24 protein-coding genes are annotated in these 25,309 nt (G+C 45.2%); 3 read left to right on the top strand and 21 right to left on the bottom strand.

Annotated elements, in window-relative coordinates:
* Window positions 1–11: 11 nt before the first annotated feature.
* Window positions 12–878 carry a pyridoxamine kinase gene (locus tag HFM85_RS08180; protein WP_173737758.1) on the bottom strand — a complete coding sequence of 289 codons (867 nt, stop codon included), beginning with the start codon at window positions 876–878 and terminating at the stop codon, window positions 12–14.
* A gap of 92 nt (window positions 879–970) precedes the next feature.
* Here HFM85_RS08180 and pdxR point away from each other — a divergent pair, with 92 nt between their 5' ends.
* The gene (pdxR, locus tag HFM85_RS08175) at window positions 971–2,290 is read left to right on the top strand and encodes a MocR-like pyridoxine biosynthesis transcription factor PdxR (protein WP_173737757.1); all 1,320 of its coding nucleotides are present in this window, start codon (window positions 971–973) and stop codon (window positions 2,288–2,290) included.
* Window positions 2,291–2,301: 11 nt separating this feature from the next.
* Here pdxR and HFM85_RS08170 read toward each other — a convergent pair whose 3' ends face one another.
* The 14 genes from HFM85_RS08170 to HFM85_RS08105 form a co-directional block, all read right to left on the bottom strand.
* Window positions 2,302–2,943 carry a precorrin-8X methylmutase gene (locus HFM85_RS08170; RefSeq protein WP_173737756.1) on the bottom strand — a complete coding sequence of 214 codons (642 nt, stop codon included), beginning with the start codon at window positions 2,941–2,943 and terminating at the stop codon, window positions 2,302–2,304.
* A complete protein-coding gene (locus HFM85_RS08165) occupies window positions 2,940–4,466 on the bottom strand; it encodes a cobyric acid synthase (RefSeq protein WP_119238870.1) in 1,527 nt (508 codons plus the stop codon). Before HFM85_RS08165 ends, HFM85_RS08170 begins: the two co-directional genes overlap by 4 nt.
* Complete coding sequence (cobD, locus tag HFM85_RS08160) at window positions 4,451–5,503, bottom strand: threonine-phosphate decarboxylase CobD (protein ID WP_173737755.1); 1,053 nt, start codon at window positions 5,501–5,503, stop codon at window positions 4,451–4,453. Before cobD ends, HFM85_RS08165 begins: the two co-directional genes overlap by 16 nt.
* 60 nt (window positions 5,504–5,563) lie before the next feature.
* Entirely contained in the window at window positions 5,564–6,538 is a 975-nt protein-coding gene (cbiB, locus tag HFM85_RS08155) for an adenosylcobinamide-phosphate synthase CbiB (RefSeq protein WP_173737754.1), read from the bottom strand.
* A complete protein-coding gene (locus HFM85_RS08150) occupies window positions 6,525–7,922 on the bottom strand; it encodes a cobyrinate a,c-diamide synthase (protein ID WP_173737753.1) in 1,398 nt (465 codons plus the stop codon). The genes cbiB and HFM85_RS08150 overlap by 14 nt, the downstream gene beginning before the upstream one ends.
* Complete coding sequence (gene cobK, locus HFM85_RS08145) at window positions 7,923–9,896, bottom strand: precorrin-6A reductase (RefSeq protein WP_173737752.1); 1,974 nt, start codon at window positions 9,894–9,896, stop codon at window positions 7,923–7,925.
* Window positions 9,889–10,620 (bottom strand): precorrin-3B C(17)-methyltransferase, encoded by a 732-nt coding sequence (cobJ, locus tag HFM85_RS08140; protein WP_173737751.1) that lies wholly within the window; start codon window positions 10,618–10,620, stop codon window positions 9,889–9,891. Before cobJ ends, cobK begins: the two co-directional genes overlap by 8 nt.
* Window positions 10,613–11,704: a cobalt-precorrin 5A hydrolase gene (locus tag HFM85_RS08135; RefSeq protein ID WP_173737750.1), complete on the bottom strand. Its 1,092-nt coding sequence runs from the start codon at window positions 11,702–11,704 to the stop codon at window positions 10,613–10,615. The genes cobJ and HFM85_RS08135 overlap by 8 nt, the downstream gene beginning before the upstream one ends.
* Window positions 11,705–11,707: 3 nt before the next feature.
* Complete coding sequence (cobM, locus tag HFM85_RS08130; protein WP_173737749.1) at window positions 11,708–12,466, bottom strand: precorrin-4 C(11)-methyltransferase; 759 nt, start codon at window positions 12,464–12,466, stop codon at window positions 11,708–11,710.
* A 3-nt stretch (window positions 12,467–12,469) separates the two neighbouring features.
* Complete coding sequence (gene cobI / locus HFM85_RS08125; RefSeq protein WP_173737748.1) at window positions 12,470–13,171, bottom strand: precorrin-2 C(20)-methyltransferase; 702 nt, start codon at window positions 13,169–13,171, stop codon at window positions 12,470–12,472.
* 96 nt (window positions 13,172–13,267) lie between these two features.
* Window positions 13,268–14,494 carry a cobalt-precorrin-5B (C(1))-methyltransferase CbiD gene (cbiD, locus tag HFM85_RS08120; protein ID WP_173737747.1) on the bottom strand — a complete coding sequence of 409 codons (1,227 nt, stop codon included), beginning with the start codon at window positions 14,492–14,494 and terminating at the stop codon, window positions 13,268–13,270.
* A gap of 437 nt (window positions 14,495–14,931) precedes the next feature.
* The gene (locus HFM85_RS08115) at window positions 14,932–16,272 is read right to left on the bottom strand and encodes an MATE family efflux transporter (RefSeq protein ID WP_173737746.1); all 1,341 of its coding nucleotides are present in this window, start codon (window positions 16,270–16,272) and stop codon (window positions 14,932–14,934) included.
* 208 nt (window positions 16,273–16,480) lie between these two features.
* A complete protein-coding gene (locus tag HFM85_RS08110; protein WP_173737745.1) occupies window positions 16,481–17,734 on the bottom strand; it encodes an anti-sigma factor C-terminal domain-containing protein in 1,254 nt (417 codons plus the stop codon).
* 5 nt (window positions 17,735–17,739) lie between these two features.
* A complete protein-coding gene (locus tag HFM85_RS08105) occupies window positions 17,740–18,231 on the bottom strand; it encodes an RNA polymerase sigma factor (RefSeq protein WP_173737744.1) in 492 nt (163 codons plus the stop codon).
* 145 nt (window positions 18,232–18,376) lie between these two features.
* Between HFM85_RS08105 and HFM85_RS08100 the strand changes: the two genes are divergently transcribed.
* Window positions 18,377–19,273 carry an RluA family pseudouridine synthase gene (locus tag HFM85_RS08100; RefSeq protein WP_173737743.1) on the top strand — a complete coding sequence of 299 codons (897 nt, stop codon included), beginning with the start codon at window positions 18,377–18,379 and terminating at the stop codon, window positions 19,271–19,273.
* 155 nt (window positions 19,274–19,428) lie between these two features.
* Here HFM85_RS08100 and HFM85_RS08095 read toward each other — a convergent pair whose 3' ends face one another.
* The 4 genes from HFM85_RS08095 to HFM85_RS16675 all read right to left on the bottom strand — a co-directional run bounded on the left by HFM85_RS08095 (window position 19,429) and on the right by HFM85_RS16675 (window position 22,835).
* On the bottom strand, window positions 19,429–20,193 hold the full coding sequence (locus tag HFM85_RS08095; protein WP_173737742.1) for a type III pantothenate kinase: 765 nt from the start codon (window positions 20,191–20,193) through the stop codon (window positions 19,429–19,431).
* A 31-nt stretch (window positions 20,194–20,224) separates the two neighbouring features.
* Window positions 20,225–20,857 (bottom strand): ECF transporter S component, encoded by a 633-nt coding sequence (locus HFM85_RS08090; protein WP_173737741.1) that lies wholly within the window; start codon window positions 20,855–20,857, stop codon window positions 20,225–20,227.
* A 191-nt stretch (window positions 20,858–21,048) separates the two neighbouring features.
* Window positions 21,049–22,242 carry a bifunctional phosphopantothenoylcysteine decarboxylase/phosphopantothenate--cysteine ligase CoaBC gene (gene coaBC, locus HFM85_RS08085; RefSeq protein WP_173737740.1) on the bottom strand — a complete coding sequence of 398 codons (1,194 nt, stop codon included), beginning with the start codon at window positions 22,240–22,242 and terminating at the stop codon, window positions 21,049–21,051.
* Between the two features lie 14 nt (window positions 22,243–22,256).
* Window positions 22,257–22,835 carry a peptidylprolyl isomerase gene (locus tag HFM85_RS16675; RefSeq protein WP_334297450.1) on the bottom strand — a complete coding sequence of 193 codons (579 nt, stop codon included), beginning with the start codon at window positions 22,833–22,835 and terminating at the stop codon, window positions 22,257–22,259.
* A gap of 572 nt (window positions 22,836–23,407) precedes the next feature.
* On the opposite strand from HFM85_RS16675, the gene HFM85_RS08075 reads away from it, so the two are divergent.
* Window positions 23,408–23,887: an S-ribosylhomocysteine lyase gene (locus HFM85_RS08075; protein ID WP_173737738.1), complete on the top strand. Its 480-nt coding sequence runs from the start codon at window positions 23,408–23,410 to the stop codon at window positions 23,885–23,887.
* A 135-nt stretch (window positions 23,888–24,022) separates the two neighbouring features.
* Here HFM85_RS08075 and HFM85_RS08070 read toward each other — a convergent pair whose 3' ends face one another.
* The gene (locus HFM85_RS08070) at window positions 24,023–24,526 is read right to left on the bottom strand and encodes an SH3 domain-containing protein (protein ID WP_173737737.1); all 504 of its coding nucleotides are present in this window, start codon (window positions 24,524–24,526) and stop codon (window positions 24,023–24,025) included.
* A 410-nt stretch (window positions 24,527–24,936) separates the two neighbouring features.
* The coding region (locus HFM85_RS08065; protein ID WP_173737736.1) for an RNA-guided endonuclease TnpB family protein at window positions 24,937–25,309 on the bottom strand (373 nt) is incomplete at its 5' end.

Here is a 25,309-nt window from a genome sequence, read left to right as displayed (position 1 = left end):
TGCAATATTCTCTATCGGACCAGCCTGCCAAGATGCAGTTCAAAACATACTCCGTCATTACGGTCAGTACCCTCTTTCACTGCATCCCTGATAGATGCCGAAATAAAGTCCACTGCCATATCCGCACAGGCCTCCATAGAGTATCCCTTTACCAGGCCTGCACTGAGTATCGATGCAAAAATATCTCCAGTACCTGAATAGCTGCCTCCGGCTTTCTCCGCGAAAACCCAGGAACATTTCCCGTTCTCCAGAACAAGATTTCCCATCTTTACAGTATCTCCCTCTTCCTGCTGATCCACACCTGTGATCACAACTGCGGAAAGTGAAAATTCTTCTGCAAGTTTTCGCCCGGTTTCTTCGATTCGCTCCAGCCGTTCCTGTCCGGTGATGGTCTGAAATTCTTTCCAGACTGTTTTCATTTTCTCTTTTCCATAAAGAAGGACCAGTGCTTCCGTCAGATTAGGCGTGATCACACAGGAACGTTTCACAAGTTCACAAAAACGTCTTCTCAATGCTTCCGTATAGATCGGATATACCTCTCCGTCATCTCCCATTACAGGATCTGTAAGGATCAGCGTATCTTCTGCTGCAAACATATCCATAAATTTCAGAATCTTATCTGCCTGTTTCTCATCGGAAAGAAACCCTGTATAAATACCGTCAGGAACAAATCCACGTTCCTTCCACTGTTCCATATATGGTTCCATATCATCTGTAAAATCCTCACAGAAATAAGTTTCGTAGCCTGTCTGATTACTTAAAACAGCGGTAGGAAAAGGGCATGCCTGCACTCCCATCACCGAGATAACAGGGATCGCTGCTGTAAGTGAACATTTCCCCAGCCCGGAAAGATCATTGATCACTGCAATTTTCTTCATCTTACTTCTCCAGTCTTGAGTTTTTTTCTGTATTATTATAGAATATATCATCAGGTTTACGCAATCATTTTTGGAAGGAAATTACCATACCTATGTTAAATATATCCGCAGAACATAAAAAAGAACATCTTTATCTGGAAGTGTATCACTACTACAAAAAACTGATCATGGAGAACCGTCTTCCCCCGGGCAGCAAGATGCCATCTCTTCGCAAATGTGCCCAGGAACTTAAGCTAAGCCGCACCACCATTGAGAATGCCTATCTCCAGCTTGCCGCAGACGGCTACATTATCGCAAGAGCCCAGAGCGGTTACTATGTCACCGATATTGCCAGAAAACAGCATCCGCATGCACTGGAAAAACATCCCCGGAACATCATTCCCTGTATCTACGATTTCGCCTCCTCCGGCGTTGACAGGGAGAGTTTCCGATTCGACCTCTGGCAGCGCTATATCAAAAGTGCACTCCGCCAGGATGAACGTATGCTTTCCTACGGAGAGCCTCAGGGAGAAAAGGATTTTCGTGAAGTTCTCTCCGACTACATCCGGGAACGTAGGAACGTGATCTGCTCTCCAGACGATATTGTGGTTGGTGCCGGTCTCCAAAGTCTCCTCCAGATCCTCTGTCCTCTGCTCCGTGAACGTAAGACCGTTTCGTTCCCTACCCCCTCCTTTATCCAGGGCAGCACAGTTTTTGAGGATTACGGATTCGACGTCCATTACCGTGACAAAACCTGCGATGTGATCTACGTATCCCCTGCACATATGACCAAATGGGGTGAGATCATGCCTGTGAAACGACGTCTGGAACTGATCCGCCACGCAGAGGCCAACGGACACCTTATCATTGAAGATGATTTCGAAAACGAATTCGTTTATCTCCAGAAGCCAACTCCATCCCTGTTCGGACTTGCAGGCGGAGAGAATGTAATCTATATCGGATCTTTTTCCAGACTGCTGCTTCCTTCCATTCGTGTCAGCTTTATGGTACTGCCCCCATCTCTCCGGGAATTATACGAAAAAAAAGCAGCCCGGTATAATCAGACAGCTTCCAAGGCAGAACAGATTGCTCTCTGTCAATTCATCCGGGACGGCCACATGCTTTCCCAGACAAGGAAACTTCGCCGCCTTTATGCACAGAAGCTGAAAGCTCTCACTGCTGCCGTGAAGAATACTTTTGGAAAAAACTGCCAGATCATAACAGGGGCAGCAGGCACCAGCCTGGCTCTTACCATCCCCTGTTCATCCACCGGCGAACAATTAAAAAAGGCAGCCCGCTTACAGGGGCTGCGCCTGGAAATCTTAAACGAAACAGAGAATGATATCACCCTTGTTCTCTCCTGTTCTTCCATTCCTGTGAATGATTTTCTGCCTGCCTGCCAGCTTCTGAAAAGCGTGGCAGACAATCTTTAAGATTATGGTTATCAATCTCTTCTGTTATCGATCATATAAAGTAGTGCGTTCACAATGCACGCTGCAATGTTACTTCCGCCTTTACGTCCTTTTGCAACAATGTAAGGCACATCTGCATGCATGATCAGCTCCTTGGACTGTACAACATTTACAAATCCCACCGGCACGCCGATGATCAGCTCAGGGGAAATCTTCCCCTCTTCGATCAGCTCATAAAGACGAACCAGCGCGGTTGGTGCATTTCCAATGGCAAAGATCAGCTTTTCATTCATGGATGCTGCTTTATCCATGCTGGCTGTAGCTCTTGTTGTTCCGTTCTTTTTCGCCATTGCAGCAACATCTTCATCAGACATGAAGCAGAACACCTCACCGCCGTATCTTGCAAGTGCACGTTTATTGATTCCTGCTTTTGCCATCTGCGTGTCTGTTACAATGCACGCCCCATTACGGATGGCTTCCAGTGCTCGTTCCACAGCATCTTCGGAAAAGCAAAGATTTTTTGCATAATCAAAATCTGCACTTGTATGAATGCAGCGTTTTACGATCAGTTCTGTCCCAGGGATCAGAGGTGTGTCCCCAAGCTCCTCTGTGATGATCTCAAAGCTTCTTTTTTCGATCTCCATAGGTTTTACATTTTCAAGCTCTACTTTCATTTCTCTTCGTCCTCCGCGATCCCGTTCTCCAGGATCTCATAGATTTTTTTCATATCCATATGTTTTCGAAGCTCTGCTGCCAGAATATCATACTGCTGTTCCTTAAATGCCGCAAAGTCAACACCTGTCATATTTTCCACATCAATGCCTTTTTTCTCACCGATCACACGGATAATGGCTTCAGCTGATTCCTCCTTGTCAAAAACTCCGTGGATATAGGTTCCGCAGACATTTCCTGCAAAAGCACCTTCTTCTTTCTTCTCGCCGCTGACGCTGTCTGTGATCCTGGTAGCTGTACCAGCTTCCCCTTTCAGGATGCTCTCACCCATATGAATCTCATAGCCTTCCACTTCTGCACCTGAAAGATGTGCAAACACACCGGAAAGCTCTCCGAAATGTCCCTGTACCCTTGTTCTTGTTTTCTTCTCTGCAAATACAGTATCCATAGGAAGAAGTCCCATACCCTTCATGGAGCCACCGTTCTCCACGCCATGAGGATCGCTCAAAGTCTCTCCCAGCATCTGGTAGCCACCACAGACACCGAAAATCAGCTTTCCTCTGGAAGCCTCTTTGAGAACAGCTGCCTCCATACCGCTTTCCCTCATCCAGATCAGATCGCCCATTGTGTTCTTTGTTCCCGGCAGGATGATCATGTCCGGAGAATGAAGATCTCTCGGATGTTTTACATAGCGGAGGGAAACTCCGGGGATACTCTCAAACGGATTGAAATCCGTAAAGTTGGAAATCCTTGGCGTACGGATCACCGCAATATCGATCACACCAGCTTCCTGTTTCCGATCAAAACGCTCTGTCAGGCTATCTTCATCTTCTACCTGGATATCAAGATACGGAGCAACACCCACAACAGGAATGCCACTTCTCTCTTCCAGCATCTCGACGCCAGGATCAAGGATGGTCTTATCTCCGCGGAATTTGTTTATGATGAGACCCTTGACCATGGCTTTTTCATCTTCTTCCAGAAGCTCCACCGTACCGATCAGCTGTGCAAAAACCCCGCCTCTGTCAATATCTCCTACAAGAAGCACCGGTGCCTTGGCCATCTTCGCCATTCCCATATTTACAATGTCCTCATCTTTGAGATTGATCTCAGCCGGACTTCCTGCGCCTTCGATAACGATGATATCGTTTTCAGCTGCAAGAGCATTGTAGGCTTTCATTACATCCGGAACAAGTTTCTTTTTGTATTTGAAATAATCTCTGGCACTCATAGTTCCAAGAACTTCGCCGTTTACGATCACCTGAGAGCCTACATCATTGGTAGGTTTCAGAAGGATGGGATTCATAAGAACAGATGGTTTGATCCCTGCTGCCTCGGCCTGCATAACCTGTGCACGTCCCATCTCCAGGCCATCTTCCGTAATAAAGGAATTCAGTGCCATATTCTGTGACTTAAAGGGAGCCACCTTATATCCGTCCTGCCTGAAGATTCTGCAAAGCCCTGCAGCCAGCAGACTCTTTCCGGCATTGGACATGGTTCCCTGTACCATTATTGCTTTTGCCATAATATACCTCCCTCAAGTACTTCAATCAGTTTTACATTTTCTTCATGCGTCTTTACAGCGATCCTGTAATAACCTTTTGTAAGCCCCGGATAATTGCTGCAGTCGCGGATCACGATTCTCTTTCGCAGACAGAAATCAAAAAGCTCCTCCGGTCCCTTAAAGAAAATATAATTGGCCTCTGACGGAAATACCTTATACCCGATGCGGGTCATCTCTTCTTTCAGCCACTGTGACTCCCTGAAAACAAGCTGGCGTCCTTTTTCCACATATTCAGTTTCTGAAAGTGCCTGAATACCGGCTGCCTGTGCCATTGTGGAAACATTCCAGGGCTGAACATTCCGTTCCATCTCATCCAGAAGAACACGATTGGAACAAAGGCCGTAACCCAGACGTACTCCAGCCATGGCGTACCTTTTTGTGAATGCTTTCAGGATAAAAAGATTATTAAATCCGGAAAGCGACCGTTTCAGGGAATATTCCTGCGGTTCTTTTACAAAATCAAGGAAACACTCATCTACAACAAGAAGGATTCCCAGCTTCCTGCTCTTCTCCAGTATCTTTTTTAAAAGACGGTGCGGGATCAGCATGCCTGTAGGATTATTGGGATTGCAGAGAAATGCCATATCCAGACCCTTATGCAGAATATCCAGATAAGCTTCTCCCAGCACGAATCCCTCATTCTCAGTCAGCATGTAATATTCCAGCTCACATCCTGTACTGGCTAGTGCCTGTCCGTACTCCGCAAATGTAGGTGCCGGGATCAGTGCTTTCTTCGGATTTACTGCACGGCACAGGGTAAAGATCACTTCTGCCGCACCGTTTCCGCAGATCACTTCTTCTGTCTTAACACCTTCATACTCTGCGATTTTTTCTCTGAGAAGCTCACTACCCACCTGCGGATACTCGGCAATATGATCCAGGCTGTCACAAATAGCCTTTTTCACACTTTCCGGTGTTCCCAGAGGATTCAGATTCGCAGAAAAATCAAGGCAGTTCCTGTATTTGTAAACGTCTCCTCCATGTATGTGTTTTGTCATTGGTTACTCTCCTGTATGTTTCACTTCGTTGATTTCCCGGAACGCTATAATTCTTTCTGATCAGAAAAACATCATCCGGACTGCTCCGCTGATCAGAAGAAATACGACAACTCCCAGTGTTGATGCCGCATACATCAGACGATTGGCTCTTTTGATATCTTCCGGCTCTACCGGACGGATCGGGTCACCAATCGTTGGTTTTTCATATAATTTTCCAAAATAATACGCATTTCCCGCAAGCTGTACATCCAGGGCACCAGCCATGGCAGCCTCTGTCTGTGCTGAATTGGGACTTGAGTGGTTGCGGCGATCCCTACGATAGATCTTTGCTGCATTTTTTGTATCCATTCCTGCAAAAACAGTTCCTGCTACCATCAGCCATCCTGAAATCCTGGCTGGAATATAGTTGGCCACATCATCAAGCTTCGCCGCCACGCGTCCAAAATACAGATATTTATCATTCTTATATCCAAGCATGGAATCCATGGTGTTGATGCCTTTATAAAGGAACATCAGCGGCACGCCACCAATAGCCATATAGAACATCGGGGCGATCACACCGTCGGAAGCATTCTCTGCAACAGTTTCTACTGCCGCTTTCGTAACACCGGTCTCTGTCAGTTCCCTGGTGTCACGTCCAACGATCATGGAAACTGCATAACGTGCCTCATCCAGAGTTCCGTTTTTCAGGCGGTCATAAACCTTCATGCTCTCATCCTTCAGAGAACGTGTTGCCAGAAGCTGATAGCACCAGAATGTCTCCAGCACAAAACCTGCCACAGGCAGAAAACGGTAAAGATAATGAAGAACAAGAAGCGGTACACCGCCGCTGAACAGGCAGATCAGAACTACAATCACGAAACCTCCTGCCAGCTCGCCTCCATTGCTTTTTGGAAAAATTTTTCGGATTGCTTTTTCCAGTACTGCAATCAGATTTCCGATCACACAGATGGGATGGTAAAGCCATCTCGGGTCTCCGATGAGAAGATCCAGCACAAAACCGATGGCAAGTGCCGGCAGACTATATTTCAGCATTTTTTCTCTGCCTCCGTTCCTTCTTATAATCCTGTGCATTGCTGAGGAAGCGCGCCGGAACCTCCGGATTTCCATAATAATAAAGATGAGGGAATCCTGCCATCAGGCGGCCTTCTTTATGAATACAGTCCCAGCCTCGCTTTGATGCCGGTTTTGCCGCATGGAAATCTTCTCCGCAGTTGGTGGAATCGAAATAATGGAATTCATGGGCAGGAATCTCTCCAAGTCCTGTATCCTCTTTTTCTGTAAGGGTAATATAACCGAATCGGTTCAGTTTCGGCGTCCGGAACGCTTTTCCCGGAATCACTCCGCAGAGTTTACGGAATTTTCCATCCATAGTCTCCATCTCCTGATGAAGATACATAAAGCCTCCACATTCTGCAAGACAGGGCATTCCCCCGGCAATAGCCTCCCGGACTGCACTGCACATGGCCTGGTTGTTCTCCAGTGCCTCTCCGTTTAATTCCGGATAGCCGCCACAGAGCAGAAGTCCATCCAGTTCTTCCGGAAGCTTGCTCTCATGAACAGGGGAAAAATGTACAAGTTCTGCACCCATCTGTTCCAGAAGGCTGAAATTATCTGCATAAAAGAAACAGAACGCTTCATCATCAGCCACACCGATGCGTACTTTTTCATCTGTATGATAGCCGAATGCCGGATTCTCTCTTTTAAGATCTGCGGATGTCTCAAGCTCCGGTGCTTCTTCTGCAAGAGCAAGGATCCCGTCAATATCCAGAGTTTTTTCCAGCACTTCGGAAAGCTTCTGAAGACGGATTTTAAGCTCCGGTATCTCTTCAGGAAGCACCAGCCCTAAGTGGCGGCTCTCGATCACGCAGTCCTCCACTTTCGGAACATATCCCAGAACCTTTATAGATAATTCTTCTTCCAGAAGTGCCTTCATCCTGGGATACAGCATGGGAGACATCTGGTTGAAAATTACTCCTCTGATATGACTGTCCTTCTTATATTCCAGGAACCCTTTTACATAGGCAGCCAGAGACACGCTCATCCCGCGGCTGTTGACGATCAGGATCACCGGTGTATCTGTGGTGGAAGCCAGATCATAGGCACTGGCCTTCGTAGTGGTTCCCGCAACGCCATCGTAATAACCCATAACACCTTCCATCACCGCTATATCATAACCTGCAGCGTTTTTTGCCAGAAGATATCTTGTTCTGTCTTCTCCTGTAAAAAAAGTGTCCAGATTTCGTGATTTCGTTCCAATAACACGGCTGTGGAACATAGGATCAATATAATCCGGCCCGCATTTGAAAGAAGCTGTTTTTAAATTGCGGTTCACCAGTGCCTGAAGGAGGCCGCAGGTGATCAAAGTTTTTCCGCTTCCGCTGGCTCCTGCTGCAAGAAGCACTCTTGGGATCTTCACTTAAACTTCCTCCCCTCTTCCGCTGCAGGAAATAATATAAATCGGGTTCTCGCCCATCATCATATGATATCTTCCAACAGTTTTGGATCTGGCTGCACCAAGCTGCACAATATCCACATCCGTCAGATTAAAATCACGGATAGCATTCATGGCTTCTGTCACAGTTTCCAGTGTGATACAGTTGATCACAATACGAACCTCCGGATTTTTTTCCAGAAGAAGTTTTACGATCTCATTCATATTTCCTGATGAGCCGCCGATAAACGCATGAGTCGGAACAGGCAGTTCTATCATAGCCTCAGGTGCAGTTCCAGGTATGATCTTAAGATTATCCACTGCAAATTTCTGCCTGTTTTCTTTTAAAAGCCCCAGGGCATCCTCTTTCTTCTCGATTGCATAGACCTCACCATTCCATGCACGAAGAGCCATCTCAATGGAAACAGACCCCGTACCAGCTCCTACATCGTAACATACGGAATCTTCTGCAAGACACAGCTTGGAAAGGGAAACTGTACGCACTTCTTCTTTTGTCATAGGTGCTTTTCCCCGTAAAAATTCCTCATCGCGGATCCCGTGTACAGCACTTAAAGGAGTCGCCTCCTCGTTGTACGCAGTTACCACACTTAAGGCATCTCCACGGTATTCTGTAAGATTTTCTGCTTTATCGTGGAATATCTTCTCATTTTCATAGGAAAGATTTTCTCCTACATAAAGGATAACCTCTCCCATTCCGTAGTACACCAGCTTCTTTGCAAGGGATGCTACTCCGTCCTCTGTTCCGAGAATGGAAAACACTTTCGGATTATGACGGATCAGTGATACAAGATTGCATTTTCTGCCATGGGCACTGACGATCTTCGCGTCATCCCAGGAAAGACCGATCTTTGCCATAAAATATACAACAGATGAAATTCCGCAGATCACTTCCACATTGCCTTCCAGAAGATCAACCAGTTTCTTAGCACCGCTGTAAAATCCCACATCTCCGGAAAGAGCAATGGCAACCGTACGATACTCAGGATGTGCTTTGATATATTCCACAATTCTCTCACTGCGGTATTCATGGAGAACACTCTGACCTGGCTTCTGTACGGCTTCTGTCATACGTTTTGCCCCAATAAGAAGCTCTGCCTCATCAAAAGCTTTCTTTCCCTCCAGAGTCAGTGTTTTCTCTGCACCCATCCCAATTCCCACAAGGGAAATCTTCTGAGACAGCTTCAGATTGAAAAATTTCGCCAGAAAGCCTCTTGCCTCAGGCAGGGAAAGACCTTCCTCTTTTAAAGGACGGCCAATGATCACAGGTGTGGCCCCACATCTCTGACAGGCTTCGATCTTTTCCGGAAAACCGCCTGCAAGTCCAGTATCCTTTGTCACCAGGTAACTGCACTGAAACTGGCGCAGCATAGCCTCATTGATCTCTGCTGAAAAAGGTCCCTGCATGCCTATGAGATGTTTTCCCTCAATACCAAGCTCCGCACAGGACTGGATCACAGACGGAACAGACAGCACCCGTGCAAAAATACGCTCTTTGTAATCCGGGATCACGGTAAACTTCGCCAATTCCTTGCTGCCTGTTGTGAGAAAAATATTTCCCTCTGTTCCGGACAGGAATTCTGCTGCTTCTTCCGGGCTCTCCACATAAACAGCTTCACTGCTTTTGTCTCCCTCCGGACGAAGAACCCTCTGATATCTTACCCCTGCATTTTCACAGGCTTTCCGGATATTTTTTGTTACTTCTGCTGCATACGGATGAGTGGCATCCAGAACGACCTCCGGCGCCGCCTTATGGAAAAGCTCCTCCATATCTTCTGTTTTCAGCCTTCCGGCACTGACATGAAGGAACTCATTTTCCTTAAGGAGGGAGCCGCCATACTCCGTAGCTGCACAGGCATAAACAGAAACTCCGTTCTCTGCAAGAAAATTGCAGATCGCGTAGCCTTCTGTTGTGCCGGCAAAAACAATGGCTTTATACATTCTTATATCCCCTTGGTGTTACCATCCTGCCACCGATATTCTTTGTCTGGGAATTTCCCACAAAGACAGTGGTAAACATATCTACTTCTGTGTCGCGAAGTTCTTTTAAGGTCATGACCTGTGCAGTCTCGCCATCTCTTGCGATCTGTGCAACAGTTCCGCAGACTGTATCAGGTGATTTATATTTCATCATCAGATCACAGGCTTTCTGAAGATAATCCTTACGCTTTCTGCTGGACGGATTGTAGAGACACACTACAAAATCAGCCTGTGCAGCAGCAAGAAGTCTTGCCTCGATCTTTTCCCACGGGGTAAGAAGGTCACTCAGGCTGATGAGACAGAAATCGTGGATCAGCGGTGCGCCAAGAACTGCTGCCCCGCCTGTTGCTGCGGTAACTCCCGGGATAATAGTAAGCTCTACGTCCGGATAGTTTTCTCCAACCTCATACATCAGACCGGCCATACCGTAGACACCTGCATCTCCGCTGCAGATCATGGAAACTGTCCTGCCTTTTTTTGCTTCCTCAAAAGCAAGTACACAGCGGTCTACCTCTTTTTTCATCGGTGTTGTCATGAATTCTTTTCCTGCAAAATACTCCTTTACAAGGTCAACATATACTGTGTAGCCGATGATCACATCACTTTCATTTAATGCACGGATCGCTCTTCCAGTCATCTGGTCATATGCACCCGGGCCAATTCCCACAACATAAATTTTACTCAAAATGTATCCTCCGATTTCCGGCTGCAAGAGCGGTGGTTACACCGTCCCGGCCTGTTTTTTTTCTGATCAGTGAACCCTGTCCGCTTGCCAGCACTGCGCTGCGCTCACAGACATTATCCACACCTGTTATTTTTTCGACAAATTTTGACGGAGTAAATTCTCCTTTTACTGCTTTCAGCTCTTCCTCTGCAAAGGTCTGAAATGGAAGACTCCAGGCTTCTGATAAGGCCAGAATACCTGGTTCTTCTTTTTTCAGGTCAATGCTTGCAATAGCACAAAGAGCTTCTTTGTATATATCTGCTTCTTTCAGACATTCTTCCGCTGCTTCCCGGACAGGAGCAGCTTCCTTTCCTCTGCGGCAGCCCATACCTAAGACTGCGGATGGCGGAACTACGTGGACTGTGTTTGGAAACGGCAGACAGTTTCTGTGGATGGTTACTGCGATGCCGGTTTCCGGCGGTGCAATGTCTGCTCCAGAAGATACAGCAAGACACTCCCTGCACAGGGGCTTGCCAGCTCTGTTACAGAGTACCAGTCCTTCCGGCAGTTCTCCCTCCCACGGAAATTCACTGTAAAAGCCGATCTTTTCTCCAGCGAGAAGGGCTGCGGATGCTTCCTTAGCTGCTTTCATATGAAAGATGGCACAGCCGTTCTTTTTTGCAAAAACATCTACTGCAAAGCGGCTGTGAAGATCTGTCGCCGTGGTGACGACCGGCGTTGCCTCAAGATATCCAGCACAGCGAAGTGCCAGCTCATTGGCTCCGCCCAGATGACCGGAAAGAAGGGAGATCACAAAATTCCCGCACTCATCGATCACAAGAACTGCAGGGTCTGTTTTTTTCCCAACAATGTATGGTGCAATGCTGCGAACAGCGATCCCACAGGCACCGATAAAAATCACGCCGTCTTTCCCTGACCGAAACTGTTCTCCTGCCCACTGGGAGGTGGAAACAGCGATAGAGTCCGGAAGATAGCGGCTCTTTTTTGCCAGTGTAACCTGCTCTCCTTCTTCTGTTAATGCTTTTTTAAGTTTTTCCCCTGTCTCCAGTCCTGTCATGCTGAAGCAAATAATCGCAATATTCATGTCTTATTTCGTAGCTTCACGGAATTCTGTTGTAAATCCCGGATCATAAAGCTTGGATCTGTCATAATGCGCTGCATTTACTGCATCACCAACCAGCATCAGTGCTGTTTTTGTGATGTTGTTCTCTTTTGCTGTCTGCGCAAGAGTTCCTACTGTACAGATAAATTTCTTCTCATCCGGCCAGGTTGCCTTGTAAACGATAGCTGCCGGTGTATCCTCACGGTATCCACCCTCAACAAGTCTGCAGCTCAGCTCTTCCAGCATACCTGTGCTCAGGAAGATAACCATTGTTGCATTGTGAGCTGCAAAAGACTGAATGCTTTCTTTGGCAGGTACAGGTGTTCTTCCTTCCATTCTGGTAATGATCACGCTCTGGGAAATATCCGGAAGTGTGTACTCCAGGTTCAGTGCAGATGCTGCTCCGCAGAATGCACTGACTCCAGGGCAGGAATCATAAGGGATTCCTTTCTCATCCAGAATATCCATCTGCTCACGGATCGCACCGTAGATACATGGATCACCTGTATGGAGACGTACAGTCATCTTCCCTTCTGCCTCAGCTCTCTCCATAACAGAGATCACTTCCTCCAGAGTCATTTTTGCACTGTTATGAATAGTGCAGACATCTTTGGAATACTCCAGAAGCTTGGGATTAACAAGAGATCCTGCATAAATGATCACATCTGCTTCCTCTAAATACTGTTTTCCTCTTACTGTGATAAGATCCGGTGCTCCCGGACCTGCTCCTACAAAATGTACCATAATCTATTCTTCAGTCCTTTCTTTATTTTCTTTGATAATGATCAGTGAATAATATCCTGCGTCTTCCGGGATTTCTTCCACAGTTCTGTAGATCTTCTCATCCGGCATGCCACAGTTCTCGATCATCATAGCTTCTGCGCCCTGTGCAAGAAGCTCAGCTTTCACATCTTTCATTTTCTTTCCGGCTTTCATAAGTACCTTGGTTCCCGGAAGCTTCAGCGCATCCTCGATCTGGTAAGATGCAGGGATTACGTGAAGAGGCTCAGCCTTCTCCACAAGACCTGTGTTCAAACGTGCGGAAACTGCACAGAAAGATGTGATTCCACAGACGATTTCTGTTTCATATCCCTGTGCCACAAGTCTGTGATGCACGTAAAGATAAGTAGAATATACAGTCGGATCACCAAGGGTAAGAAATGCTACATTTTTTCCCTGGTCAAGTACTGCCTTAACTTTTTCCGCTCCTTCATCATGATAGCTCTTCAGCACTACCGGATCTTTTGACATAGGGAACGGAACCGCAAGAAGTTCTTTTTTTCCAAGCTCCGGATATGCACCTTCTACAATCTTAAATGCTACGGTGTCTTCCGGAACTTTTCCCGGAAGAGCCACTACATCTGCCTCTTTTACAAGACGAAGTGCTTTTAAAGTAAGAAGTTCCGGATCTCCTGGTCCCACGCCTATTCCGTATAATTTACCTGCCATTTTTTATTTCCTCCTGTTGTTTGTTTTTTATAGTCAAGTTCCTACCTTGCTTATTGCTTTTTGCAACTCCACAGAGAACTTCCTTGATTCGATTTTTCACAATTTGTCAGTCTTTGCATCTGCCTGCTCCTGAATCGCTCCCATCAGCTTCCTGGCATCCCGGGTCTGCCCCAGCAGTCCATATACATTGGAGAATACCACTGCACCAAGCAGGATCTGCTCATAAGAACGATGATCCAGATAAAACTGTATCTTCTCCATCACAATAGCCATCGTTTCCTCCAGAATCCCATATCTGTCAATAACAGCCAAGGCTTCGTCTGTTGTTCCTGCCTCCAGAATCTCCCGGGCACATTCCAGTGTACCACCTGCCCGTATGGCACTTGCACAGAGAACTTCCATTCTGCCATCTGCGCAGTGAGAATGCGTATTCATGATCCCTGCTGCAACTTTTACAAATTTACCGATATGGGCTACAAAAAGGATTCCCTTTACACCCATATCTATGGCCATATCTATGGTTTCTCCTACATAATTGCTACATTTGATATTATTCTCAAAAGGAATCGTCATATGTTCCCTGAGATAATCAGCCCCATAATTTCCCGGTGTCACCAGAATGTAATTTTCTCCCTGACAGAAATGCTGTTTCATTTCCACCTGGATGCTGGCGATCAGGGCTCGCTCGCTCATTGGCTCCACAATACCGCTTGTTCCAAGAATGGAAATACCTCCCATAATTCCCAGACGGGGGTTGAAGGTTTTCTTTGAGATTTCTTCTCCCTCCGGTACGGAAATTGTGATCTTCAGGTACCCTTCGTAATCGTATTCCTGTGCTGCTTCTTCTGCCTCACGAAGGATCATTGCCTTCGGAACCGGGTTGATGGCAGCTTCGCCCACCTTCTGAGATAAACCAGGTTTTGTGACCCGGCCTACACCGACGCCGCCGTCAAGGATGATGCTGGAATGAATGATTACTTTTTTTGAATCTGTATTTTGATTATCTATAATGTTCTTCGCTACTTCAGCGGAAATCTTTTCGACTTTTGCATAGACCAGGATGCCGTTGGTGGTGTCGGGATCGTCTCCTGCGTCTTTCTGGACTGCACAGGATACGTAATTTTCACCTTTGGTGATGTCATGGAGCTGCAAATTCAGGGTGATTCCCTTAGGGGTTTGGAGTTCTACTTCTGAAAGAGCTTCTCCTGAGAGTAGCATTCTGGCTGCGCCGCGGGTTGCCCCTGCCGCGCAGGAACCGGTGGTGTAGCCATAGCGGAGGCGTTTGTTGTTTTTTATAATGTATTTATCTTCCAGACCAGTCATATTGCATTGGCACCTCCTTTTTCTTTAATGAGTTTTTTGTAGGAAAATTTTTTTGATTGGGTGTTTTACTTTTTATAATATAATTCTGCTTTTTAAGCTGTGGAAGTTTGCGAGGAGGGGAGGCACTCAAAGTTGCGAAGCCCGTTTCCCCTCCTCGCGCTCCTCCCCTCTGGGCACGCAGCTGAGCTACGGTGTTGGCTATGTGATATTTTGAAGGGATGATGTATTCAGCGGTATTGGGAGTGTAGCGTTGTGCCGATGTTGTCTAGTTGGTGTCAGGTTGATGATAAGGGACGGAAGCGCCTGCATAGCAGGCTGTCCTGTTATTACTATTCCTCTCCGAATGAATAAACATTCCCCTTGATTTTCCAATAGAACCATTCTCAGTGAACAGTTAAAACAACCAGCTGACTTTTCTGGAAGCTAACGGTAATTTCTCAAATTACCTTGTGCTTCAGCCACCGCCGGCTGTGGAATCTCCACGTGAATAGAATTCCTCGTACTGTCCAGTCGGCGAACATTCCGATCCATACTCCCATTGGGCCGAAGCCTAAGACTCTTATGAGGAATATGCAGAGACAGAACCTGCACGCCCACATGGTACAGCATGATGTGATCATGGAGAATTTCACATCTCCTGCTGCCCGGAGTCCATATCCCGGCACAAAGGCCATGGTCCATACCAGTGGTTTTACAATGGTGATCCACGTGATCATGTGAATGCACATGGCAGCACTGGATTTTTCCATACCGCCGAGGATTGTTACCGGTCTTGCCAGTGCGTATACAGTGAGACAGCTTACAATAATAACAATCTCCGCGATCACGCAGAGTTTTTTTATGTAATAGATAGCTTCATCTTTTCGTCCGGCACCGAGACACTGGCCAACAATGGTCATGAGTCCTACGCCTACACCGATCGCTGCAATTCCATTGAGGTTCTCAAGGATATTTGTCATAGCCTGTGCAGCAATCGCCGCTGTTCCAAGTGTGGAAACTGTTGACTGGATCGCAAGTTTTCCAAGCTGGAACATACTATTCTCGATTCCTGACGGAATTCCAAGTCCAAGAATTCTTCCTATCATAGACCAGTCCGGACGGATCTTCAGGTAATCCTTCACAACAATAGGCTGTCTGTCCTTTCTGAGCTGATATAAAACTACTACAGCACAGAAAACTCGCGAAACCAGTGTTGAGATCGCCGCTCCTGCAACTCCCATATGAAATACCCAGATCAGGACCGCATTTCCGCCAATGTTCATTACATTGGAAATCATGGAAATGATCATTGGTCCTTTCGTATTCTCCTGCGCCCGGAAAATAGATGCCGCAGCATCATAGGAAGCTATAAACGGAAATGACAATGCTGTAAAAAAGAAATACGTCTCAGAAGCACGCATGACATCCGCTTCTACTGAACCAAATATCAGCCGCAGTAAAGGCTTCTGAAAAATAAGACAGACTGCAGATACAGCTACAGAAATCGCCGTAATAATAAACAAAACCTGTCTTGCCGACATATTTGCTTTCTCATAATTCTTCTGTCCGATATACTGCGCGCAGACAATAGCTCCTCCTGCTGCCAGTGCAGAAAAAGCCTGGATCAGAAGTATATTGATGGAATCCACAAGGGAAACCGCAGAAAGAGCCGCAGATCCCACATTACTTACCATCATGGTATCTGCGGTTCCCATTATCGAATTCAAAATCTGTTCCAGCACTACCGGAACCAGCAGATTACGGATCATCCGGTTTGTAAACATATGCTGCTGTTCCATGTTTTCATCTCCTGGATTATTCTTAAATTTTACAAAAATCTATCTGTAATTTATTAGTCACGCTTTCTTAGACATTATACCCTTTTCTTTCATTTTTTCCAATATATTTTATGTGTTTTTCTTGAATTGTGGTGATTTTCTGCATAAAGCCGTACAAAACACCGCAGAGATCTCTCATCCCTGCGGTGCAAAAGCAGCTGACACACATTCAACTCTGCGGCTGTGTATCAATATAATCTACCAGATCCTCTTCATACAATTCCAAAAGTGTTTCTTTTTGTACACTTGCAGCAAAACCTTGTATTTTTAATCCGTTCTTTTTTACATAAGTGATCATATTCTGACATCCATCAGCAAAATCTTCTGTTACATCCATCATTTTTATAATGTCACTATGATCTGCAAGATAAGACAAAAGACTTATATAATGTGTCTCCATGACCTTTTCATCCGTTTCATCAATCATTTCATAAGGATCATGATCATCCAGAAGCGAAAGATACGGGTACTTCTCTCTGTCCCAGTTCATGCTGGAACCCGATGGCTCCGGAACAAAACCTGTGTTTACATTCGTATATGTGTCCGTATATACCGCACACCAGAGATCTCCCAGATCCATATTTTCCTTCTTCGAAAAGGCTTCTGCCCATTGGATGAATTCTTTATAATCTGTAAGTTTATCAAGCGATACATATGCTGTATACCAGTCCGTATCACTGTACTGTTCGATCTCCTCTTTAGATGCCCGGATGCTATCTTTTTTCCGTTCTTTCCCATCTATCTTCGTCTCAGTTCCGTCAGAATTAACTTCCCACGCCTCCCAGGCTTCTTCATCTCCCGGAAGATAAAAACGCCAGCCAGGAACCTTAAGCACATTATTATCATATAACGTAAGTTTTCCCCGGACAAGTTTACCGCTGACAGACGTAAACTTCCCATTTCTGCTTACTGTTTGCGGAATTGTAATATCATACACACCGTACCCCCTGTCAACAGCATTCACCTGATCTCTCCTGTTTCCCGCAAGAAACAATTCTGAATATACAGAAAGATCCAGGCTCATTCTGGTAGTTTTAATATCTGTATTTTCCGAATTCTCCCCGACAACTTCATTTGGATCATAAAATAATGCTGAAACCACTTTCGGAAATATGAAAACCGCTCCCAGGATAACAGCAAGGATAACACAGCCAACCGCTATTCCTGTTTTCAGAAGAGCTCTGCGCACTGCTTTTCGTATTTCTTTTATAAAACGTTCGTTTTCTATTTTCTGTTCTTTATCTGTTCCCGAAAAAACATCCGTTTTCTCCGGTTCCAGATCTTCCAGGCCTGGAATCTCTCCTTCTTCGTAAAGATACTCACTGATCGCATCCTGACGTTCAATATCTGCTGCTATCTTTTTTTTCGTTTCTTCATCCAGCTGACCTTCTTTATATAATTTCAAAAGTTCCCGGTATGTCATAATGTTCACCCTCCTTGCTGCTCCATATATTTTTTCAGTTCCTTTTTTGCTCTGTATGCCAGCACGCGGACATTTTCCGGTGTTATATGAAGAACTGCCGCTATCTCTTTCTGTGAAAGATCTCCAAAATACTGCAGCAAAAGGATCTCTCTTTTTTTCATATCCAATTTTTTCAGAGCCTGATAAAGCTGCAGTTTCCGTTCATTTTCAATCATATTGGCAAGGAGATCTTTTTCCTCATCTGACCTTTTCATTTCTTCTTCAAGAGAAACATTCCTGGAAGCTTTTTTCCTGTAATTAAAAAAAAGATTTCTGGCTACCATATAAAGCCAGGCCCGGATATTTCCATGTTCTTCCGGAAGTGACAGCAATGCTTTTAAAAAGGTTTCCTGAGTAAGATCTTCGGCTATATGATGATTTCTGCTAAGAGAATATATGTACAGATATAATTCTCTATGGTATTTTTCATAAACTAATGTCAGCAGTTTCTGTTCCATATTTCTCCCCTTTCTCCTGTCTTCACTTATATAACAGCTATATCGGAAAAATGTTACATCTGCATGCAGTAGAAAAAATATTTTTCTGATGATATACTGTAAACTGCAAAAACTTTCATCAATCTCAGAAAAGGAACTTTTTTATATGCAAAGAATCATTCACTATACCGTCAAAGCCCAGGATTCAGGTCTCTCGATCCTTGCATTTCTTAGAAAAAACGGCTTTTCCAAACATATATTAACAACTATGAAGCGGGCAGAACATGCCATTCTCCTTAACGGACTTCCGGCTTTTGGACGAACGATTTTAAAAGAGCAGGATGTTCTTAAGATCCTTGTCCCGGAAGAGGTCGGGCCGGAAGAATCTATTATTCCGGTAAAAATCCCTCTGGATATCCTGTACGAAGATGAGGATATCCTGGTTCTTAACAAACCGGCAGATATGCCTGTTCACCCTTCTGCCGGAAATTATGAGAACACTCTGGCAAACGGAGTTGCCTGGTATTATAAACAGCAGGGGAAAACTTTTGTTTACCGCTGCATCAACCGCCTGGACCGCGACACCACAGGAGTTCTTGTACTGGCAAAAAATCCTCTCAGCGGTGCCCTGCTCTCAGCACAGATGAAACAGCGCCAGATCCGGCGCACTTATCTTGCGCTCACAGACGGGATTCCTCCTAAAAAAGGTACTATTTCCGCACCGATCGCCAGAATGGATGATTCCGTAATTACCAGAGAAGTAAATTTTGAGCATGGAGAAACCGCTGTCACCCATTATGAACGGTTGGATGTCAATAATGGATATTCCCTTGTGGAACTTCATCTGGATACTGGACGAACGCATCAGATCCGTGTCCATATGAAATATATCGGATGCCCTCTTCCCGGAGATTTTCTCTACCATCCGGATTTTGACAGGATCAGCCGGCAGGCTCTTCACTCCTTTCAGCTGGAATTTACCCATCCCATAACCGGGAAACCTATGCGTTTTCTGGCACCTGTACCGGAAGATTTCCTGAATGCATTTCATTTTCACTACTGAAAAAAAGCTGTCACAAGTTACAGGCAATCCATTATGACATAAAAACAGCTGTCCTGATCCAGAAGTTTTCACTAAACAGGATAACAGCCCACAGCTATATCCTGTCTCTTCGAAAACATCTTCCGAATCCGAGACAGCTGATTTCTCAGATTTCTTTATTTATTTTTCTCATAGATTACAAGAAGTCCCTTCAGAAGAAGATCCTCATCCAGAATAACGTCTTTCTTACAATGGGAAACGATCTTTTTTGCAAGGCCGCCTGTAGCGATAACTGTTGTTTTCTCACCAATCTCTTCTTCCACACGGTCGATAATTCCATCGATTGCTGCCGCATTGCTGTAAAGCACGCCGCTCTTCATGCACTCGATTGTATTCTTTCCAAGCACATGCTTAGGTGCATCAATACTGATGCCGCTGAGCTGTGAGGCTCTCGCTGTCAAAGCATCCAGAGATATTCCAATTCCCGGCATGATCATGCCACCAATATACTGTTTCTTATTGTTGACAACAGATACTGTAGTAGCTGTTCCCATATCGATCACAATAAACGGAACCGGATATTCATTTAATCCTGCCACTGCATTGGCCACAAGGTCAGCACCAAGCTGTCCCGGATTATCCATCATGATATTTAAGCCGGTTTTAACTCCAGGTCCAAGAACCATGACTTCTTTTTTCAGAATTTTTTCCGCTGCCAGTTTTGCAATATTGGTGATCTGTGGAACAACAGATGAGATAATACATCCCTCAATATCCGTTTTCTTAATATGGTAAATGTCTAATACCGTTTTCAGATCCACAGCATATTCCAGCTCTGTCTTGGTACGCACAGTGGAAAGCCTCTCAATGAAATATGTCTTCTTATCATCAATACATCCGACAACAATATTTGTGTTTCCAATATCAATTGCTAAAATCATAATTTTCTTTTCCCGTCTTTTTCAAAAATAATCATGCTTTTTCACGGCCAAGCTGTGCTGCCGGAATCAGGTGTGCTTTGGAAAGTGCTGCTCCCACTGCGCCTGTGATCACTGTAGAAGAGACCATTTCACATACAGCATTGATTCCTACCATCAGACAACAGCCGATGATAATGTTATGACCACCCATCAGATTTTTAACATAATCGGTATTTCCGAACAGTCCTACAAGTGCAGCCATAAAGAACAGAGTGTTCAGAAATGCTGAAAAGAATCCTGTCACTGCACAAGCTGCATAGGTATTGCTGACTTTACGCATGCCTTTGAAAATAAATCCAAGGCAGATACCATCCAGAAGTCGCGGTACAAAACGCTGGATAAAGGCAAAAAACGGATTGATACCGAATAACACAACTCCCATGGCACTGGATCCGCCTACGCCAATGCACTGCAGAAAACTCGTGAGGCCGAAGATGGCACCTGCTACTGCTCCGCCGACAGGCCCCAGAACCACTGCACTGATCGCTACCGGGATCACATTAAAAGAAATCGCAAGTGGTCCGATATTCAGATACCCAAGCGGTGTATAAGCCATCAGCAGAAGAATTGCCGCCATCAGGCCAAGTAAAGTGAGCTGTGCTGTTGTAAATCTGTTACTTTTCATTTTTTCCTCCTCCTTGTTACCGTTCCATTTCGAAAAAAACTCCAGTTATACAACAAACTAACCGGATATTTTCTATACGGATACAATACGGTGATGGAAAACGGATATGTATTTTTATTTATCCGCTTTACTTAAATACAGGCCGGATATTATTTCTGAATGGTCCGGCCATTTCCGTGTTACGATCCCGCTTATTTTGTAAGTGAGATAATTTTATCCAGGATTTTAAGGGCTGCATCCTCCTTGCTCATAAGCGGGAGTGACACTTCCTCATCCTGTGTAATCAGAGTCAGAACATTAGTATCGCCCTGGAAGCCTGCACCTTCAACCTTCAGGTTGTTGGCTGCTACCATATCCAGGTTCTTTTTCTCAAGTTTGGCTCTGGAATTACCGATCATATTTTTCGTTTCCATGGAAAATCCGCAGAGGAACTGGCCATCTTTTTTATGCTGGCCAAGATATTTCAAAATATCGTCCGTTCTCTCAAGTTCAATGGATGCCTGATCATCATTTTTCTTAACTTTATCTTCACTGACCTGCTTCGGACGGTAATCAGCCACTGCTGCTGCCTTGATGATAATGTCCTGCTGGTCGCTTACCCCTGTCACTGCTTCAAACATATCCCTTGCTGATGTCACAGGAAGTACTTTCACAAAAAGCGGTGGCTCAATTGCAGTAGGTCCGCTTACCAGCGTGACCTCCGCACCGCGAAGCATCGCCATCTTTGCGATCGCATAGCCCATTTTTCCGGAGGAATGGTTTGTCAGGCACCGGACAGGATCAATAGCCTCCTGCGTCGGGCCAGCTGTAACGAGGACCTTTTTCCCTGAAAGATCTTTCTCAAAGGCTACTTCCCTCAGAATATATTCCAGAAGTGTCTCCGGCTCCGGCATCTTGCCTGCACCTGTATCTCCGCAGGCCAGATATCCGCTTGCCGGTGTGATCACTTCATATCCATAATGCTTAAGTTTCCTGATATTGTCCTGCACAATAGGATTCTCGTACATGGCAGTATTCATAGCCGGCGCAAAAAGCTTCTGACATCTGCATGCCATAACAGTTGTTGTAAGCATATCATCGGCAAGACCATTGGCAATCTTTCCAATTACATTGGCACTTGCAGGTGCGATCATCACAACATCTGCTTTCTTTGCAATGGAAACATGCTCCACCTGAAACTGAAAATTCCGGTCAAAAGTATCTACCAGGCATTTATTGCCGGTAAGTGTTTCAAAAGTGATCGGATTGATAAAATTCGTGGCATTCTCTGTCATCAGCACATGAACATCCGCGTGAAGCTTGTGAAGCGCACTGGCCAGATATGCGATCTTGTATGCAGCGATACTTCCTGTGATCCCAAGAAGTACTGTTTTCCCTTTCAGCATCCTTCGTCCTCCTGTCAGTCAACCATGCGGATACTTTCGATCACCGGCTGCTGATCATCTGCTATACTTCCGTTGCTGTCTGTCGGTTTTGCATCCTTGCTGATCCTATCCACAACATCCATTCCTGAAGTTACATGCCCAAATGCTGCATAATCTCCATCCAGATATGTTGAATCAGACTGCACGATAAAAAACTGTGAACTTGCACTGTCTGGATCTGAGCCACGGGCCATGGAAATAGTTCCACGAACATGGGAAATATCATTCTTTACACCATTATTGGTAAACTCTCCCTTGATATCCTCGTTGGCTCCTCCTGTTCCGTCACCATTGGGATCTCCGCCCTGGATCATAAATCCGTCAATAATACGATGGAAAGTCAGTCCGTCATAGAAATTATCCTGAACCAGCTTTACAAAATTAGTTACTGTAATCGGCGCTGTGTCTGCATCAAGTTCCACATCAATCTCACCGTAATCCTTCACTGTGATCTCTGCATGATGAGTTCCTGTAAGCTGTTTGCTGGTGTCGATCACTGTTGTTCCTGCCATGGCTGCATCCTCAGAACCATCAGAAAAATCCTCAGATTCCACAGTATCTGTTTCCTCCTCAGCCTCAGTGTCCTCTTTATCGGACTCAGTACTGTCACTGGCATCTTTGCTTTCTTCCGCTGTGCTGTCTTCTGAGCTGTCCTCTGCTGAATCAGAAAATCCTGCTTTCTCAGCTTCCTCATCAGAAAGTGCCTTGGCTGCTGTTTCGTCATCAACAGCCTTCAGACCTTCTGATGAATCCTCATCCAGCGTTTCTTCCTTCGCATCAGAAGTCGTCTTGTCAGATGAGCTGTCTGCACTTCCGCATCCGGCCAGAACTCCTGCTGTCAGAACTGTTGCAAATAATACGGATAAAACCTTACGTTTCATTATATATCCTCCTTATCAGATCCTGAAAAAGCCATATGTTCTATGCTTTTTCAGATGAGTTTTTCACTCTCCCCCTGTAAGCTTTCCTCAGTTTAACATTATCTTTTCATAAAGTCAACTTTGCGAAAGACTTTGCGTTTTATCTTGTAACTCCCTCACTTCTCTGCTAAAATAAGCATTGGAGTTAAACGGGAAACAGCCTGATATGGCTCCCGTTATTTTTTTCGAAAGAGAGGAATAAAGAAATGGAAAAAATCACAAGTTTTACCATAGACCACATCAAACTTCAGCCCGGCGTATACGTTTCACGTAAAGATCCGGTCGGCGATCAGGTTATCACAACTTTTGATATCCGTATGACCTCCCCAAATGAGGAGCCGGTTATGAACACAGCAGAGCTTCACGCTATGGAACATCTGGCAGCAACTTTTCTCCGCAATCACAGTGAATTCGGCCCGAAAGTGATCTACTGGGGACCAATGGGATGCCGTACAGGTAATTATCTTCTCCTGAATGGTGATTACGAATCCAAAGATATCGTTCCGCTTATGATCGAGATGTTTGAATTTATCCGTGATTTCGAGGGTGAGATTCCCGGTGCATCTGCGAAAGACTGCGGAAACTACCTGGACATGAATCTAGGTATGGCTAAATACCTGGCCAGGAAATATCTGAACGAGGTTCTCTATGACATCAAACCGGATCGTCTGGTATATCCTGAATAATTCAGGAACCCTGATAAATTTTACAAAAAAAGCCCTGTTCTTTGCTTTATACCGGATGAATTTTCTTCCAGATACAAAGAACAGGGTTCTTTTTCATATTTACATTCCGCGCTGTGCCTTACCTATGAGCACATTCTACTGAGCTGCTTCCTCAGTTGTACCAGTATCTGCTGCACCTGTATCAGCAGTTGCTGCACCTACCGGAGGTGTAGTGCTCACATAATCGCCGGAAGCATAACAGGTCTGTCCGTTGTAATCCACACGGATCCAGCCGTTGGCACACACACCAGTACATTTCAGAGACTCACCGGAAAGCACTCCCGCTACAAAATCCGCATCTGCACTGGCATCGGTACGCAAATTCACACCCTCCACTGCATAATAAGTCTCATCCTTCACTTCTACAGTAATTCCGCTTGGTGTCTGCTCTGTAGCTGCAGCAGAATCGGCTGCTGCTGAATCCGCCGCTGCCTCTGCTGTAGGTTCCGGTGTTGCCGTTGCCTTAGGTGCCTTAGTCGGCTCCGGAGTCGGCGTTGCATCTACAACAGTCACTACCGCATCCGTTCCTTCAGTAAATCCACACCCCTGCGCCATAAAAGCCGCACCTAATATTAAAGCCAAAATACATTTTTTCTTCATTATGAATGGTTCCTCCTTATACGCCGACAAAAATATCCAGTATCCGGCATTTCGTACAAAATAACCCTGTTCTTTAATATACATGATTACGGCTTATTATGCAAGTCATCGGAATCTAATGAGGTTATTTTTTCCAGAAGATCTCTGCTCTTTTCTTTTTGGTAAGTGTGAAGCTTAAAATTTTTTAATATATTTATACTTTTCATACAACAATACTCTGCCTGCTGATAGTTTCCCTGAAACAGACGTATCATGGCATTTATTTGACACTCCCCACAGCTAAAGCAGGGGGATTCTTGCTTCTCCCACTACTGCATTGGCAAACACCTTACGGTACTGCAATGTCTTACACAGTGTCCACAAGCTATATTTATACTGTTCCCGTATGCCCTACGGTACAGTTTTTATCTTTATGCAGACTGCATCTGCAGTCCTTTTTTCAGAATATTGATACTTGCATTCGTATCCCGGTCATGAACCGCATGGCATTTGGGACACTCCCAGATACGAATGCCCAGATTTTTTATCCGTGGATTTCTGTAGCCACAACAGCTGCAGGTCTGACTGCTCGGATACATCGTTGGTACTCTGTGAATTTCATTTCCATACCAGCCAGCTTTATATTCCAGCATTTCAAAAAATTTTGCCCAGGAAACACTCGCTATCGATTTTGACAGTTTATGATTCCGGATCATCCCCTTAACATTCAGATCTTCAATACAGATGGTTTGGTTTTCACGCACCAGCATCGTTGACTGTTTCTGCAGGAAATCATTCCGCTGA

Origin of the sequence: Blautia schinkii (genome assembly GCF_013304825.1) — a bacterium.
Lineage (GTDB): Bacteria > Bacillota > Clostridia > Lachnospirales > Lachnospiraceae > Blautia_A > Blautia_A schinkii_B.
The sequence above is the reverse complement of the archived record's forward strand: the minus strand, read 5'-3'. Positions and strand labels throughout refer to the sequence as shown.

Coding starts and splice junctions, on each gene's coding strand:
- cobI (WP_173737748.1), bottom strand. CDS start 13,171: ATGGCAGGTAAATTATACGGAATAGGCGTGGGACCAGGAGATCCGGAA.
- HFM85_RS08115 (WP_173737746.1), bottom strand. CDS start 16,272: ATGGAACAGCAGCATATGTTTACAAACCGGATGATCCGTAATCTGCTG.
- HFM85_RS08075 (WP_173737738.1), top strand. CDS start 23,408: ATGGAAAAAATCACAAGTTTTACCATAGACCACATCAAACTTCAGCCC.
- cobD (WP_173737755.1), bottom strand. CDS start 5,503: ATGACAAAACACATACATGGAGGAGACGTTTACAAATACAGGAACTGC.
- HFM85_RS08165 (WP_119238870.1), bottom strand. CDS start 4,466: ATGGCAAAAGCAATAATGGTACAGGGAACCATGTCCAATGCCGGAAAG.
- cbiD (WP_173737747.1), bottom strand. CDS start 14,494: ATGACTGGTCTGGAAGATAAATACATTATAAAAAACAACAAACGCCTC.
- HFM85_RS08100 (WP_173737743.1), top strand. CDS start 18,377: ATGCAAAGAATCATTCACTATACCGTCAAAGCCCAGGATTCAGGTCTC.
- HFM85_RS08135 (WP_173737750.1), bottom strand. CDS start 11,704: ATGAATATTGCGATTATTTGCTTCAGCATGACAGGACTGGAGACAGGG.
- cobK (WP_173737752.1), bottom strand. CDS start 9,896: ATGTATAAAGCCATTGTTTTTGCCGGCACAACAGAAGGCTACGCGATC.
- HFM85_RS08105 (WP_173737744.1), bottom strand. CDS start 18,231: ATGGAACAGAAACTGCTGACATTAGTTTATGAAAAATACCATAGAGAA.
- HFM85_RS08110 (WP_173737745.1), bottom strand. CDS start 17,734: ATGACATACCGGGAACTTTTGAAATTATATAAAGAAGGTCAGCTGGAT.
- HFM85_RS08070 (WP_173737737.1), bottom strand. CDS start 24,526: ATGAAGAAAAAATGTATTTTGGCTTTAATATTAGGTGCGGCTTTTATG.
- HFM85_RS08170 (WP_173737756.1), bottom strand. CDS start 2,943: ATGAAAGTAGAGCTTGAAAATGTAAAACCTATGGAGATCGAAAAAAGA.
- pdxR (WP_173737757.1), top strand. CDS start 971: ATGTTAAATATATCCGCAGAACATAAAAAAGAACATCTTTATCTGGAA.
- cbiB (WP_173737754.1), bottom strand. CDS start 6,538: ATGCTGAAATATAGTCTGCCGGCACTTGCCATCGGTTTTGTGCTGGAT.
- HFM85_RS08180 (WP_173737758.1), bottom strand. CDS start 878: ATGAAGAAAATTGCAGTGATCAATGATCTTTCCGGGCTGGGGAAATGT.
- HFM85_RS08090 (WP_173737741.1), bottom strand. CDS start 20,857: ATGAAAAGTAACAGATTTACAACAGCACAGCTCACTTTACTTGGCCTG.
- coaBC (WP_173737740.1), bottom strand. CDS start 22,242: ATGCTGAAAGGGAAAACAGTACTTCTTGGGATCACAGGAAGTATCGCT.
- cobM (WP_173737749.1), bottom strand. CDS start 12,466: ATGGTACATTTTGTAGGAGCAGGTCCGGGAGCACCGGATCTTATCACA.
- HFM85_RS08095 (WP_173737742.1), bottom strand. CDS start 20,193: ATGATTTTAGCAATTGATATTGGAAACACAAATATTGTTGTCGGATGT.